General features: G+C 62.0%; 8 protein-coding genes. 2 read left to right on the top strand and 6 right to left on the bottom strand.

Features of this window, described 5'->3' with window-relative positions; all coding sequences use genetic code 11:
* Window positions 1-90: 90 nt before the first annotated feature.
* The 6 genes from tuf to rpoB all read right to left on the bottom strand — a co-directional run bounded on the left by tuf (window position 91) and on the right by rpoB (window position 12,466).
* Window positions 91-1,281 carry an elongation factor Tu gene (gene tuf, locus ACP7AX_RS10075; RefSeq protein WP_108600234.1) on the bottom strand — a complete coding sequence of 397 codons (1,191 nt, stop codon included), beginning with the start codon at window positions 1,279-1,281 and terminating at the stop codon, window positions 91-93.
* A 260-nt stretch (window positions 1,282-1,541) separates the two neighbouring features.
* Window positions 1,542-3,656, bottom strand: a complete 2,115-nt coding sequence (gene fusA / locus ACP7AX_RS10070; RefSeq protein ID WP_131682891.1) for an elongation factor G — start codon at window positions 3,654-3,656, stop codon at window positions 1,542-1,544.
* A 69-nt stretch (window positions 3,657-3,725) separates the two neighbouring features.
* Entirely contained in the window at window positions 3,726-4,196 is a 471-nt protein-coding gene (gene rpsG / locus ACP7AX_RS10065; protein ID WP_011692813.1) for a 30S ribosomal protein S7, read from the bottom strand.
* A gap of 1 nt (window position 4,197) precedes the next feature.
* Complete coding sequence (rpsL, locus tag ACP7AX_RS10060; protein WP_018773658.1) at window positions 4,198-4,572, bottom strand: 30S ribosomal protein S12; 375 nt, start codon at window positions 4,570-4,572, stop codon at window positions 4,198-4,200.
* 354 nt (window positions 4,573-4,926) lie between these two features.
* Complete coding sequence (locus ACP7AX_RS10055; RefSeq protein WP_131682892.1) at window positions 4,927-8,826, bottom strand: DNA-directed RNA polymerase subunit beta'; 3,900 nt, start codon at window positions 8,824-8,826, stop codon at window positions 4,927-4,929.
* Window positions 8,827-8,947: 121 nt separating this feature from the next.
* Window positions 8,948-12,466, bottom strand: coding sequence for a DNA-directed RNA polymerase subunit beta (gene rpoB, locus ACP7AX_RS10050; protein WP_131682893.1), 3,519 nt, complete (start codon window positions 12,464-12,466; stop codon window positions 8,948-8,950).
* A gap of 426 nt (window positions 12,467-12,892) precedes the next feature.
* Here rpoB and ACP7AX_RS10045 point away from each other — a divergent pair, with 426 nt between their 5' ends.
* Both ACP7AX_RS10045 and ACP7AX_RS10040 read left to right on the top strand, forming a co-directional pair.
* Complete coding sequence (locus ACP7AX_RS10045) at window positions 12,893-14,092, top strand: acetyl-CoA C-acetyltransferase (RefSeq protein WP_426226329.1); 1,200 nt, start codon at window positions 12,893-12,895, stop codon at window positions 14,090-14,092.
* On the top strand, window positions 14,092-14,589 hold the full coding sequence (locus ACP7AX_RS10040) for an aminoacyl-tRNA deacylase (protein WP_426226328.1): 498 nt from the start codon (window positions 14,092-14,094) through the stop codon (window positions 14,587-14,589). Before ACP7AX_RS10045 ends, ACP7AX_RS10040 begins: the two co-directional genes overlap by 1 nt.
* Window positions 14,590-14,640 lie beyond the last annotated feature (51 nt).

Raw genomic sequence — 14,640 nt, 5'->3', positions numbered from 1 at the left:
CCCGCTGCACCAGCAGCGGGGCTGTTCCAAACTTCACCTCAGGCCGTCAGACGGCCTTTCAGTTCAGCGGTCCATCAGATCAACAAGTGACTACTTGATGATCTTGGTGACGCGTCCTGAACCAACGGTGCGGCCGCCTTCGCGGATAGCGAAGCCGAGGCCCTCTTCCATGGCGATGGGCTGGATGAGCGCAACGGTCATCTCAGTGTTGTCGCCAGGCATAACCATTTCCGTGCCCTCGGGCAGGGTGATAACGCCGGTTACGTCCGTGGTGCGGAAGTAGAACTGCGGGCGGTAGTTGGAGTAGAACGGGTTGTGACGCCCGCCTTCGTCCTTGGAGAGGATGTAAACGTTAGCCTCGAAGTCGGTGTGCGGGGTAATGGAACCCGGCTTGACGACAACCTGGCCGCGCTCTACGTCATCACGCTTCAGACCGCGGAGCAGGAGGCCACAGTTCTCGCCGGCCCATGCTTCGTCGAGCTGCTTGTGGAACATCTCGATACCGGTAACCGTGGTCTTCTGGACCGGGCGGATGCCGACGATCTCGACCTCGGAGTTGATGGCGAGGGTTCCACGCTCGGCGCGGCCCGTAACAACGGTGCCACGGCCGGTGATCGTGAAGACGTCTTCGATCGGCATCAGGAAGGGCTTGTCACGGTCACGAACGGGGTCCGGTACCGAGTTGTCAACAGCTTCCATGAGGTCCTCGACGGACTTGACCCAAACGGGGTCGCCTTCGAGGGCCTTCAGACCGGAAACGCGAACGACCGGTGCTTCGTCGCCATCGAAGCCCTGAGCCGAAAGCAGCTCACGAACTTCCATTTCAACGAGGTCCAGCAGTTCTTCGTCGTCAACCATGTCCGACTTGTTCAGAGCAACCAGCAGGTAGGGAACGCCAACCTGGCGGGCGAGCAGGACGTGCTCGCGGGTCTGAGCCATCGGGCCGTCAGTGGCGGCAACCACGAGGATTGCACCGTCCATCTGTGCAGCACCGGTGATCATGTTCTTGATGTAGTCAGCGTGACCCGGAGCGTCTACGTGTGCGTAGTGGCGCTTCTCGGTCTGGTACTCAACGTGGGAGATGTTGATGGTAATGCCGCGCTGACGCTCTTCGGGAGCAGAGTCAATGGACGCGAAGTCGCGCTGCTCGTTGAGTGTCGGGTACTTGTCGTACAGCACCTTGGAAATCGCGGCCGTCAACGTCGTCTTACCGTGGTCAACGTGACCAATGGTGCCGATGTTAACGTGCGGCTTAGTCCGCTCGAACTTTGCCTTTGCCACAGGTTCCTCCTAGAACGTTTTCAAATGACTTACCCTTCGACCGCGCTTGTCGCGGCGAAACTTTGAGTAAGTCTACTTGGGGGGCTTTGGATTGATGAAATTGCAGAGTCAGGAACTAATACTAGTCCCACGAGCCTGTCGGTGCAGATGACCGGCCCCGGGCTTGACCGGATGGCGCTGACCGGATACCGGCCATCTGCACCAGGTGAATTTCCGGAACCGGAAACGCACCCGAGTTTGTTGCTGCGAGAGCCTGGAGGCTACTCGCCGCGGTTCTTCTGGATGATCTCGTCGGCGTATGCCTTCGGGACCTCGGCGTAGCTGTGGAACGTCATGGAGTACACAGCGCGGCCCTGGGTCTTCGAGCGCAGGTCACCGATGTAGCCGAACATGCCGGACAGCGGGACGTGCGCACGGATAACCTTGACGCCCTGGGCATCTTCCATGGACTGCATCTGGCCACGGCGGGAGTTGAGGTCACCGATAACTTCACCCATGTATTCCTCAGGGGTGCGGACCTCGACATCCATCAGCGGTTCGAGCAGGATGGGGTTCGCCTTGCGGGCAGCTTCCTTGAAAGCCATCCGGCCGGCGATCTTGAACGCCATTTCCGAGGAGTCAACATCGTGGTACGCGCCGTCAATCAGCGTGGCCTTGATGCCGACAACCGGGTAACCTGCCAGGACGCCGTCGTTCAGTGCATCCTGGATACCGGCGTCCACCGACGGGATGTATTCGCGCGGAATACGGCCACCGGTGACCTTGTTCTCGAACTCGTACAGCTCGCCTTCGGACGTGTCCAACGGAGCGATCGCAATCTGGATCTTTGCGAACTGGCCCGAACCACCGGTCTGCTTCTTGTGCGTGTAGTCGTGACGCTCTACAGCACGCTTGATGGTTTCGCGGTAAGCAACCTGCGGCTTGCCGACGTTTGCCTCGACCTTGAACTCGCGGCGCATGCGGTCCACCAGGATGTCCAGGTGGAGCTCGCCCATGCCGGCGATGATGGTCTGACCGGTGTCCTCGTTGAGGGAGACCTGGAAGGTCGGGTCCTCAGCGGAGAGCTTCTGGATGGCCGTGGAGAGCTTCTCCTGGTCACCCTTGGTGTTCGGCTCGATCGCAACAGAGATCACGGGCTCCGGGAAGCTCATGGACTCGAGGACGATCTGGTTGGAGGAGTCGCACAGGGTGTCGCCAGTGGTGGTGTCCTTCAGGCCGATCGCTGCGTAGATGTGGCCGGCGGTAGCGCCCTCAACAGGCATTTCCTTGTTGGCGTGCATCTGGAACAGCTTGCCGATGCGCTCCTTCTTGCCCTTGGTGGAGTTGACCACCTGGGAGCCTGCTTCCACGTGACCGGAGTACACGCGGATGAAGGTGAGCTGACCGAAGAACGGGTGCGTGGCAATCTTGAACGCCAGAGCCGAGAACGGCTCTTCGGAAGAAGGCTTACGCGTCAGTTCCTTCTCTTCGTCGCGGGGATCGTGACCGATCATCGGCGGGACGTCGAGCGGGTTCGGCAGGTAGTCGACAACAGCGTCAAGCATCGGCTGGACGCCACGGTTCTTGAAGGCAGAGCCACAGAACACGGGGTACAGCTCGGAGTTGATCGTCATCTTGCGGATGCCGGCCTTGAGCTCGTCCTCGGAGATTTCTTCACCTTCGAGGTACTTCTCCATGAGCTCTTCGGAGGACTCTGCAACGGTCTCAATGAGCGTTGCGCGGTACTCTTCAGCCTTTTCCTTGAGGTCAGCCGGGATCTCCTGGATCTCGTACTTGGCACCCATGGTGACGTCACCCTTGGAGTCGCCGGGCCAGACCAGGGCGCGCATGTAGAGCAGGTCGACGACGCCGATGAAATCGTTCTCGGCACCGATCGGCAGCTGCATGACCAGCGGCTTGGCGCCGAGGCGGCCGATGATGGTGTCTACGGTGAAGTAGAAATCAGCACCGAGCTTGTCCATCTTGTTGACGAAGCAGATACGCGGAACGTTGTACTTGTCAGCCTGGCGCCAAACGGTTTCCGACTGCGGCTCAACGCCTTCCTTGCCATCGAATACAGCGACAGCGCCGTCGAGGACGCGCAAGGAGCGCTCAACCTCAACGGTGAAGTCAACGTGGCCGGGGGTGTCGATGATGTTGATCTGGTTGTTTTCCCAGAAGCAGGTCACGGCGGCAGACGTGATGGTGATGCCGCGTTCCTTTTCCTGTTCCATCCAGTCAGTGGTCGAAGCGCCGTCGTGCGTTTCGCCGATCTTGTGGTTCACACCTGTGTAGAACAGGATGCGCTCGGTGGTGGTGGTCTTGCCGGCATCAATGTGGGCCATGATGCCGATATTGCGGACCTTACTAAGGTCGGTAAGCACGTCCTGTGCCACGGTGTCTCCCTTTCGGATGGACTGCACGTTCGCCGCCGGCTCTGTTGAGCCGGCGGCGTCCGGGAAGTATTACCAGCGGTAGTGTGCGAAGGCCTTGTTGGACTCGGCCATCTTGTGGGTGTCTTCGCGACGCTTCACAGCGGCACCGAGACCGTTCGAGGCATCCAGGATTTCGTTCTGGAGGCGCTCAGTCATGGTCTTTTCGCGGCGGGCCTTGGAGTAGCCAACCAGCCAACGCAGGGCGAGGGCGGTGGAGCGGCCCGGCTTGACCTCAACCGGAACCTGGTAGGTGGCGCCGCCAACGCGGCGTGAGCGGACCTCGAGGGAAGGCTTGACGTTCTCCATGGCCTTCTTGAGGGCTGCTACGGGATCGCCGCCGGACTTGGCGCGGGCGCCTTCGAGGGCACCGTAAACGATGCGCTCTGCGGTGGACTTCTTGCCGTCAACGAGAACCTTGTTGATCAACTGAGTGACCAGCGGGGAGCCGTATACGGGATCTAGTACGAGCGGCCGCTTGGGGGCCGGACCCTTGCGAGGCATATTACTTCTTCTCCATCTTTGCGCCGTAGCGGCTGCGTGCCTGCTTACGGTTCTTCACACCCTGGGTATCGAGGGCGCCACGGACGATCTTGTAACGGACACCCGGAAGGTCCTTAACACGACCACCGCGAACGAGCACAATGGAGTGCTCCTGCAGGTTGTGGCCTACACCGGGGATGTAGGCGGTAACTTCAATGCCACCGTTGAGGCGCACACGTGCGACCTTACGAAGAGCCGAGTTCGGCTTCTTGGGGGTGGTGGTGTAAACGCGGGTGCAAACACCGCGGCGCATCGGGCTGCCGTTCAGGGCAGGGGCCTTGGTCTTCTTGACCTTCGGCGTGCGGCCCTTGCGGACCAGCTGGTTAATCGTAGGCACTCTCGTGTTCTCCGTTGGTTTGATCTCTACCGGCGCGTCCGGGCGTCAGCCTGAAGTGCGTCGGTTTTGGCGTTGTCCTTGCAGCCGTGAGGTCTAGAATCTTGCTTAGGCGTGCAAAAGCGTGGCATTCGTTGCGCACCTAGCCCGCAACCCGGAAACAAGCTCCCACCCAAGCATCATGAGAACAAAACCAAAATGATGCTTGCGGCGGCCTTCATCCACTGCCACACAGAACAATTACAAAAAGTTTAGCACGGCTGGCTCAGCACCCTTAATCGGGTGTATGCGAAAAGGCCCCGTCTCCCCCGCGCCTGAACTGCGGCAAAGGGGGAAACGGGGCCTTCTCAGTGATGCTTAGCGGAAGTCGTTACCGAGATCGTAGTCATCCAGCGGGATGGCGTGGAACTCAGGAGCTCCGTCGCCGCCCAGGGAGTCGTACGAGAAGTCACTGAACGCGCTGGGGCCGGTAAACAGGTTGGCCTTCGCTTCCTCAGTGGGCTCCACGGTGACCTCGGTGTAGCGCGGGAGACCCGTGCCGGCCGGGATCAGCTTACCGATGATGACGTTCTCCTTGAGGCCGAGCAGCGGATCGCTCTTGCCTTCCATGGCCGCCTGCGTCAGGACGCGGGTGGTCTCCTGGAAGGAAGCTGCGGACAGCCAGGACTCGGTGGCCAGGGACGCCTTGGTGATGCCCATGAGCTCAGGACGTCCGGAAGCCGGAGTCTTGCCCTCGGACACAACGCGGCGGTTGGCATCTTCGAAGCGGCTGCGCTCGGCGAGCTCGCCGGGCAGCAGATCCGATTCGCCGGACTCGATGACCGTGACGCGGCGCAGCATCTGGCGGACGATAACCTCGACGTGCTTGTCGTGGATACCGATGCCCTGGCTGCGGTACACGCCCTGGACCTCGTCCACCAGGAACTTCTGTGCAGCACGGGGGCCCATGATGCGCAGAACCTGCTTGGGATCCACCGGTCCGTTGATCAGCTTCTGGCCGACGGTGACGTGATCGCCGTCTTCGATCAGCAGGCGTGAACGGCGAAGGACCGGGTAAGCGATCTCTTCGGTTCCGTCATCCGGCGTGATGACCAGGCGCATCTGGCGCTCGGACTCTTCGATGGTGATGCGGCCGGCTGCTTCAGCAATCGGTGCAACACCCTTGGGAGTACGGGCTTCGAAGAGCTCCTGGATACGGGGCAGACCCTGGGTGATGTCGTCGCCACCGCTGGAGGAAACAGCACCACCGGTGTGGAACGTACGCATGGTCAGCTGCGTGCCGGGCTCACCGATGGACTGTGCGGCAATAATGCCAACAGCCTCGCCGATGTCCACGGTCTTGCCGGTGGCCAGGGAACGGCCGTAGCACAGGGCGCAGGTGCCGACGCTGGACTCACAGGTGAGTACGGAGCGGACCTTGACCTCGGTGATGCCTGCTGCGAACAGCTCAGCGATTACGACGTCGCCGCAGTCGGTGCCGCCGGCTGCAAGGACATTGCCCTTGGAGTCCACAACATCAACGGCGAGCGTACGGGCGTAGGCACTGTTCTCGACGTTCTCGTCCAGAACCAGTTCACCGTTGGCGTCCGGCACGGCGATGGGCGTGACCAGGCCACGCTCGGTGCCGCAGTCCTCTTCGCGAACGATGACGTCCTGCGAAACGTCCACCAGGCGGCGGGTCAGGTAACCCGAGTTGGCGGTACGCAGCGCGGTGTCAGCCAGACCCTTACGGGCACCGTGCGTGGCGATGAAGTATTCCAGCACCGACAGGCCCTCGCGGTAGGAGGACTTGATGGGACGCGGGATGATTTCACCCTTAGGGTTGGCCACCAGGCCACGGATACCCGCGATCTGACGGACCTGCATCCAGTTACCACGTGCACCGGAGGACACCATGCGGTTGATGGTGTTCATCGGGGACAGGCTGTCACGCATCGCCTGGGCGATCTCGTTCGTTGCCTTGTTCCAGATCTCGATCAGTTCCTGGCGACGCTCGTCGTCGTCGATCAGGCCCTTGTCGTACTGGCCCTGGATCTTGGCAGCCATGGTTTCGTAGCCTGCCAGGATCTTCGGCTTGTCCTTGGGCACCTCGATGTCCGAGATGGCAACGGTAACGCCCGAGCGGGTGGCCCAGTAGAAACCGGCGTCCTTGAGGTTATCCAGCGTTGCCGCCGTGATCACCTTCGGGTAGCGCTCGGCGAGGTCGTTGACGATGGTGGACAGTTCGCCCTTGTCTGCAACGTTCTCAACCCACGGGTAATCCGCCGGCAGCGTCTGGTTGAAGATGACCTGGCCCAGGGAGGTCTGGACGAGAACCGGCTGGCCGGCCTCCCAGCCTTCCGGAGCTTCCCAGCCCGCGTACGGGACGAAGCCTTCAAGACGGATCTTGACCTGCGAGTTCAGGTGCAGCTCGCGGAGGTCGTAGGCCATGATGGCTTCGGCAACGGACGAGAAGACGCGGCCTTCGCCAGCTGAACCGACACGCTTGGTGGTCAGGTGGTAGAGGCCGATGATCATATCCTGCGAAGGCAGGGTGACGGGACGGCCGTCAGACGGCTTCAGGATGTTGTTCGAGGACAGCATCAGGATGCGTGCCTCAGCCTGGGCTTCGGGGCTCAGCGGCAGGTGGACTGCCATCTGGTCGCCGTCGAAGTCAGCGTTGAAGGCGCCACAAACCAGCGGGTGAAGCTGGATTGCCTTACCTTCAACAAGCTGGGGTTCGAACGCCTGGATACCGAGGCGGTGCAGGGTGGGTGCACGGTTGAGCAGCACCGGGTGTTCGGTGATGATCTCTTCGAGCACGTCCCAGACCTGCGGACGGTAACGCTCCACCATGCGCTTGGCCGACTTGATGTTCTGGGCGTGGTTGAGGTCAACCAGGCGCTTCATCACGAACGGCTTGAAGAGCTCCAGTGCCATCTGCTTGGGCAGGCCACACTGGTGCAGCTTCAGCTGCGGACCGACAACGATGACCGAACGGCCGGAGTAGTCCACGCGCTTGCCGAGGAGGTTCTGGCGGAAACGGCCCTGCTTGCCCTTGAGCATGTCGCTCAGGGACTTCAGGGGACGGTTGCCCGGTCCGGTGACCGGACGGCCGCGGCGGCCGTTGTCGAAGAGGCTGTCAACAGCTTCCTGAAGCATGCGCTTCTCGTTGTTGACGATGATCTCCGGAGCACCCAGGTCAAGCAGCCGCTTGAGGCGGTTGTTGCGGTTGATCACACGGCGGTAGAGGTCGTTGAGGTCGGAGGTCGCGAAGCGGCCACCGTCCAGCTGGACCATCGGGCGCAGTTCCGGCGGGATCACCGGGACGGCGTCCAGAACCATGCCAAGCGGGCTGTTGCTGGTGGTCAGGAACGCGTTGACCACCTTCAGCCGCTTCAGGGCGCGGGTCTTGCGCTGGCCCTTGCCGTTGGCGATGATATCGCGCAGCAGGTCCGACTCGGCCTGCATGTCGAAGTTCTCAAGACGCTTCTTGATCGCTTCGGCACCCATGGAGCCTTCGAAGTACATGCCGTAGCGGTCGCGCAGCTCGCGGTAGAGGCCTTCGTCGCCTTCGAGGTCAGCGACCTTGAGGTTCTTGAAGCGGTCCCAGACCTGCTCGAGACGCTCGATCTCGGCGTCGGCGCGCTTACGCACGTTGGCCATCTGGCGGTCAGCGGAGTCGCGGGCCTTCTTCTTGTCGGCAGCCTTGGCACCTTCACCTTCGAGGCGCGCGATCTCGTTTTCGAGGTCGCGGGCGATCGTGGCGATATCGGAGTCGCGGTTGTCGATCAGCTGCTTCTTCTCGATGTCGTGCTCAACCTGCAGGTTGGGCAGTTCCTCGTGGCGTGCGTCAGCGTCAACGCTGGTGATCATGTAGGCAGCGAAGTAGATGACCTTTTCGAGGTCCTTCGGCGCCAGGTCAAGGAGGTAGCCCAGGCGGGACGGAACACCCTTGAAGTACCAGATGTGCGTGACCGGGGCGGCCAGCTCGATGTGGCCCATGCGCTCACGGCGGACCTTTGCGCGGGTGACTTCAACGCCACACCGCTCGCAGATGATGCCCTTGAAGCGCACGCGCTTGTACTTACCGCAGTAGCATTCCCAGTCGCGGGAAGGGCCGAAGATCTTCTCGCAGAAGAGGCCGTCCTTCTCGGGCTTGAGCGTGCGGTAGTTGATGGTTTCCGGCTTCTTAACCTCGCCGTAAGACCAGCCACGGATGTCATCCGCGGTGGCGAGGCCGATCTGCATGAGGCCGAAGGAGGATTCGCTGGACATATGGTCCCTGTTCTCTCTTGTTCTCTAAATTCTGAAGTCTTGGGTTACGGGAAGAGGGAGGCCACGTACCGGGAAAAGTCAGTGCGGCGGGGCCGCTTGCTTTTCCCGGTACGTCACCTGACTAGACCTCTTCTACGGAACTGGGCTCTGCACGAGACAGATCGATGCCCAGTTCTTCCGCAGCCGTGAAGACTGCGTCATCAGAGTCACGCATTTCAATTGTGGTTCCGTCCGTGGAGAGTACTTCCACGTTCAGGCACAGCGACTGCATTTCCTTGATCAAGACCTTGAAGGACTCAGGAACGCCCGGCTCAGGGATGTTCTCGCCCTTGACGATTGCTTCGTAGACCTTCACACGACCATGGATGTCATCGGACTTGATCGTGAGCAGTTCCTGGAGCGTGTACGCGGCGCCATAAGCTTCGAGCGCCCACACTTCCATTTCACCGAAGCGCTGGCCACCGAACTGTGCCTTACCACCCAGCGGCTGCTGCGTGATCATGGAGTACGGGCCGGTGGAGCGGGCGTGGATCTTGTCGTCCACCAGGTGGTGGAGCTTGAGGATGTACATGTAGCCGACCGAGATCGGATCCGGGAACGGCTCGCCGGAGCGTCCGTCGAACAAGCGGGTCTTGCCTGAGGAGTTGATCAGGCGGTCGCCGTCGCGGGTCACGTTGGTGGAGTCCAGCAGACCCGTGATCTCTTCTTCACGGGCGCCGTCGAACACCGGCGTTGCAACAGTGGTCTGGCCACTCTCGCGGGGCAGGTTCGGCAGCTGCTTGAGCCACTCCGGCTCGCCTTCGATCTTCCAACCGGTCTTCGCAACCCAGCCGAGGTGCGTTTCGAGCACCTGGCCCACGTTCATACGGCCCGGAACACCCAGCGGGTTCAGGACAATATCAACCGGGGTGCCATCGGCAAGGAAGGGCATGTCCTCGATCGGGAGGATCTTGGAGATAACACCCTTGTTGCCGTGACGGCCGGCGAGCTTGTCGCCGTCGGTGATCTTGCGCTTGGCAGCGACATAGACGCGCACCAGCTGGTTCACGCCCGGAGGCAGTTCGTCGTCGTTGTCGCGGTCGAAGACCCGGACGCCGATGACGGTACCGGACTCGCCGTGCGGAACCTTCAGGGAGGTGTCGCGCACTTCGCGGGACTTCTCACCGAAGATGGCGCGCAGCAGGCGCTCTTCCGGGGTCAGCTCGGTTTCACCCTTGGGGGTGACCTTGCCAACCAGGATGTCGCCGGCTTCAACCTCGGCACCGATGTGGATGATGCCGCGCTCGTCCAGGCCTGCCAGGACTTCCTCGGACACGTTCGGGATGTCACGGGTGATTTCCTCGGCACCAAGCTTGGTGTCGCGGGCATCGATCTCGTGCTCCTCGATGTGGATGGAGGAAAGAACGTCCTCGGCAACGATGCGCTGCGAGAGGATGATGGCGTCCTCGAAGTTGTGGCCTTCCCATGACATGAATGCCACGAGCAGGTTCTTACCGAGGGCGAGCTCGCCCTGGTCCGTTGCCGGGCCGTCGGCGATGATGCCGCCGACTTCGAGGCGCTGGCCTTCGTTCACCAGGACGCGGTTGTTGTAGCAGTTGCCCTGGTTGGAGCGTGCGAACTTGTTGATGCGGTAGTTGGTTTCCGTGCCGTCGTCGTTGAGCACGATGACCAGTTCAGCGGAGACCTCGGTAACCACACCGGCCTTCTTGGCGATGGTGACATCACCGGCGTCGACAGCGGCTGCTCGTTCCATGCCGGTGCCCACGAAGGGAGCCTCGGAACGGACCAGCGGCACAGCCTGGCGCTGCATGTTGGCACCCATGAGTGCACGGTTGGCATCGTCGTGCTCGAGGAACGGGATCAGGGCCGTAGCCACAGACACCATCTGGCGCGGGGAAACGTCCATGAACTCGACCTCGCCGGCGGGAACGAGCACAGGCTCGCCTCCACCACCACGGGCGCGGACCAGGACGGTCTCTTCGGCGAACTTCTTGTTCTCATCCAGCGGAGCGTTGGCCTGGGCGATCAGGACCTCTGCTTCGTCGTCGGCGGTGAGGTACTGGACCTCGTCGGAGACAACGCCTTCGGAGACGAGACGGTAAGGAGTCTCGATGAAGCCGAACGGGTTGATGCGGCCGTAGGAAGCCAGCGAACCGATCAGGCCAATGTTCGGGCCTTCAGGGGTTTCGATGGGGCACATACGTCCGTAGTGCGACGGGTGAACGTCACGGACTTCCATGCCTGCACGGTCACGGGACAGACCACCCGGGCCAAGCGCGGACAGACGGCGCTTGTGGGTCAGACCCGAAAGCGGGTTGTTCTGGTCCATGAACTGGGACAGCTGGGAAGTTCCGAAGAACTCCTTGATGGCTGCCACAACCGGGCGGATGTTGATCAGGGTCTGCGGCGTGATGGCTTCGACGTCCTGGGTGGTCATACGCTCGCGGACAACGCGCTCCATACGGGACAGGCCGGTGCGGACCTGGTTCTCGATGAGCTCGCCGACGGCGCGGATGCGGCGGTTGCCGAAGTGGTCGATGTCATCGATCTCGACGCGCAGCTCGTGGTCCTGGCCGTCGCGCTTGCCCGTGAGGGTCTTTTCGCCGGCGTGCAGGGCAACGAGGAACTTGATCATCGCAACGATGTCTTCAACGTGCAGGACCGAAGCTTCCTTGTCACCAAGGGAGCGGTCGATGCCAAGCTTGCGGTTGATCTTGTAGCGGCCAACCTTGGCCAGATCGTAGCGCTTGGAGTTGAAGTACAGGTTGTCCAGCAGGGACTGGGCAGCCTCGACTGTGGGCGGCTCGCCTGGGCGCAGCTTCCGGTAGATGTCAAGCAAGGCGTCTTCGCGGGTTTCGGTGGCGTCCTTCTCCAGCGTTGCGCGCATGGAGTCGTACTGGCCGAATTCTTCGAGGATCTGGCCTTCGGTCCAGCCGAGGGCCTTCAGCAGAACCGTGACGGACTGCTTGCGCTTCCGGTCGAGGCGGACGCCGACCTGATCGCGTTTGTCGATCTCGAGTTCAAACCAAGCACCGCGGGACGGGATGATCTTGGCAGTGAAGATGTCCTTGTCACTGGTCTTGTCAGCGGTGCGCTCAAAGTAGGCGCCCGGTGAGCGGACCAGCTGGGAGACAACGACACGCTCGGTGCCGTTGACGACGAAGGTGCCCTTCTCGGTCATCAGCGGGAAGTCACCCATGAACACGGTCTGCTGCTTGATTTCGCCCGTGTTGTTGTTCATGAACTCGGCTTTAACGTACAGCGGAGCCGAGTACGTTGCGTCCCGGTCCTTGCACTCGGCCATGGTGTATTTGGGATCAGCGAACTCCGGATCGGAGAAGCTCAGGGACATGGTGCCCTGGAAATCCTCGATCGGGGAGATCTCTTCAAAGATGTCCGAGAGTCCGGACGAAGTGGCTACGCTGAGATCGTTTTCTTCAACAGCTTTCGCAACGCGTGCCTGCCAGCGTTCATTGCCGACCAGCCAGTCAAAGCTGTCTGTCTGCAGGGCAAGCAGATTCGGAACGTCAAGAGGTTCGTGAATCTTTGCGAATGAGAGCCGGCGAGTGGCACCATCAGTGGTGTTCGATGCGATAGCGGTGGCGGTGTTATTTACATTAGAGGTGCTCGAGGCGACCAAGAGGGATCCTTCCACAGACCTTCAGGCGTTTTCAGATCTCCCCCGCTGTGCACCCTGCAGAGTGTCTCTGCAGTGCTACCATCCGGTTCCGCTATATGACCCGGGGCCCGGGCCGACCATTGTGTGACGTTGTTGACGGCACGTTAATAGTCAGCTGCCAGGCAAAGCCCACCGCTATATGAAGGCTGAAGGTAAACAGGGAAGACGCAAATATCTACGATACGGCAAAACCCTTAACGTGTCTACCCCACTTCGGCACCTTTTGCAAGCACCGATTTTTTCCACGCCCCGGGCCCGCAACAGGCGGGCTGGGCCGGAATGCTCCGCGCAGCCCGGGCGTTTGAATTATCAGGTGACGGTGCTCACGATAGCCTTGGGCTACAGAGGAACAGACCGCAAACACAACAAGGGTTGGAAGAGATAACAATGGGCAATTCCACAGACAACACTGACGTTGTCATCCTGGCCGGGGTCCGCACACCGCAGGGCCGGCTGAACGGGCAACTGGCGAGCTTCACCGCCGTCGAACTTGGAGCTCATGCGATCAACGCCGCGGTTGCAGCGAGCGGCGTCGACGCCGGCCAGGTGGACGCCGTGATCATGGGCCAGGTGCTGCAGGCCGGCGCCGGCCAGAACCCGGCCCGCCAGAGCGCCATCGCGGCCGGCATCGGCTGGAACGTTCCCACCGTCACCATCAACAAAGTGTGCCTGTCCGGGCTGACCGCCGTGATTGACGCTGCACGGCTGATCCGCAGCGGAGATGCCACCGTGGTGGTGGCCGGCGGCCAGGAATCGATGACCCGCGCTCCGCACCTGCTGCCGGGTTCGCGGCAAGGCTGGACCTACGGGGCCATCCAGGCCTTGGACGTGGCTGCCCATGACGGCCTCACCGACGCTTTCGACGGCCAGTCCATGGGCCTGTCCACCGAGACCAGGAACCTCGCACTGGGGATCGACCGCACCTCGCAGGACAACGTGGCAGCCCAGTCGCACCAGCGTGCTGCGCTGGCGGCAAAGAATGGGGTCTTCGACGACGAGATCGCACCGATCAGCGTCAAGCAACGCAAGGGCGATCCCATCATCGTCTCGGCTGACGAAGGTGTACGGCCCAACACTTCAGTCGAGTCCCTCGCCGGGCTGCGGGCAGCGTTCGTCACCGACGGAACCATCACTGCGGGCAACTCCTCTCCCCTGTCCGACGGCGCCTCCGCACTGGTGCTGGCATCGCGCCGGTTCGCGGAGGAGAACGGCCTGGAATACCTGGCAGTCCTCGGAAAGCCCGGACAGGTGGCTGGCCCGGACAATTCGCTGCATTCCCAGCCGTCAAACGCGATCCAGGACGCCCTGGCCCGGGCCGGGTGGAGCACCGCGGACCTGGACTTCATCGAGATCAACGAAGCCTTCGGGTCCGTGGCCGTGCAGTCCCTCAAGGATCTGGACTACCCGCTGGAGCAGTGCAACATCCACGGCGGCGCCATCGCACTGGGCCACCCGATCGGCGCATCGGGGGCCAGGCTGGCCCTGCACGCGGCCCACGAGCTCAAACGGCGCGGCACCGGCAAGGCCGCGGTCTCCCTCTGCGGAGGCGGCGGGCAGGGCGAAGCCCTCCTGCTGTACCGGGACTGATGGTGGGGCAGGCCGGTAACGGGAGCGCCGCCGTCGGACGTCAGCGGTTCCTTGCCGACGCCGCGGCGCGCGGTCTGGAGGTCCAGATTGTTGAGCGGCTGGCCGCCAAGAGCCTGGCGGAGGCGGCCGCAATCCTGGGCATCACGCCCGCGGAGATCGTGAAGTCCCTGGTGGTCAAGCACAAGGACGGGACTTTCCTGTTCGCCCTCATCCCGGGCGACCGGCAGATCTCGTGGCCGAAGCTCCGGAACCTCGTGGGTGTCAATAAGCTGTCCCTGCCGCCGGCGGACGTGGCGTTTGAGGCAACCGGCTACGAGCGTGGCACCATTACTCCGCTCGGCAGCACTACCCCCTGGCCGGTCTACGCGGACTCCACCATGGCCGGCCGCCGGATTTCCATGGGCGCCGGCGAGCACGGCTACAGCGCCTTTGTTCTGGCGGACGCCCTGACCTCAGCCTTAGGTGCCGTGGTCGCGGACATCAGCGACCCCGCCTAACAACGCGGTGTCCTTTAAGGTCGCGTTAAGCAGGAAAACCCCGTCCACCGA

Source organism: Pseudarthrobacter sp. DSP2-3-2b1, assembly GCF_049895945.1.
In the GTDB taxonomy this organism is placed as follows: Bacteria; Actinomycetota; Actinomycetes; order Actinomycetales; family Micrococcaceae; genus Arthrobacter.
The sequence above is the reverse complement of the archived record's forward strand: the minus strand, read 5'-3'. Positions and strand labels throughout refer to the sequence as shown.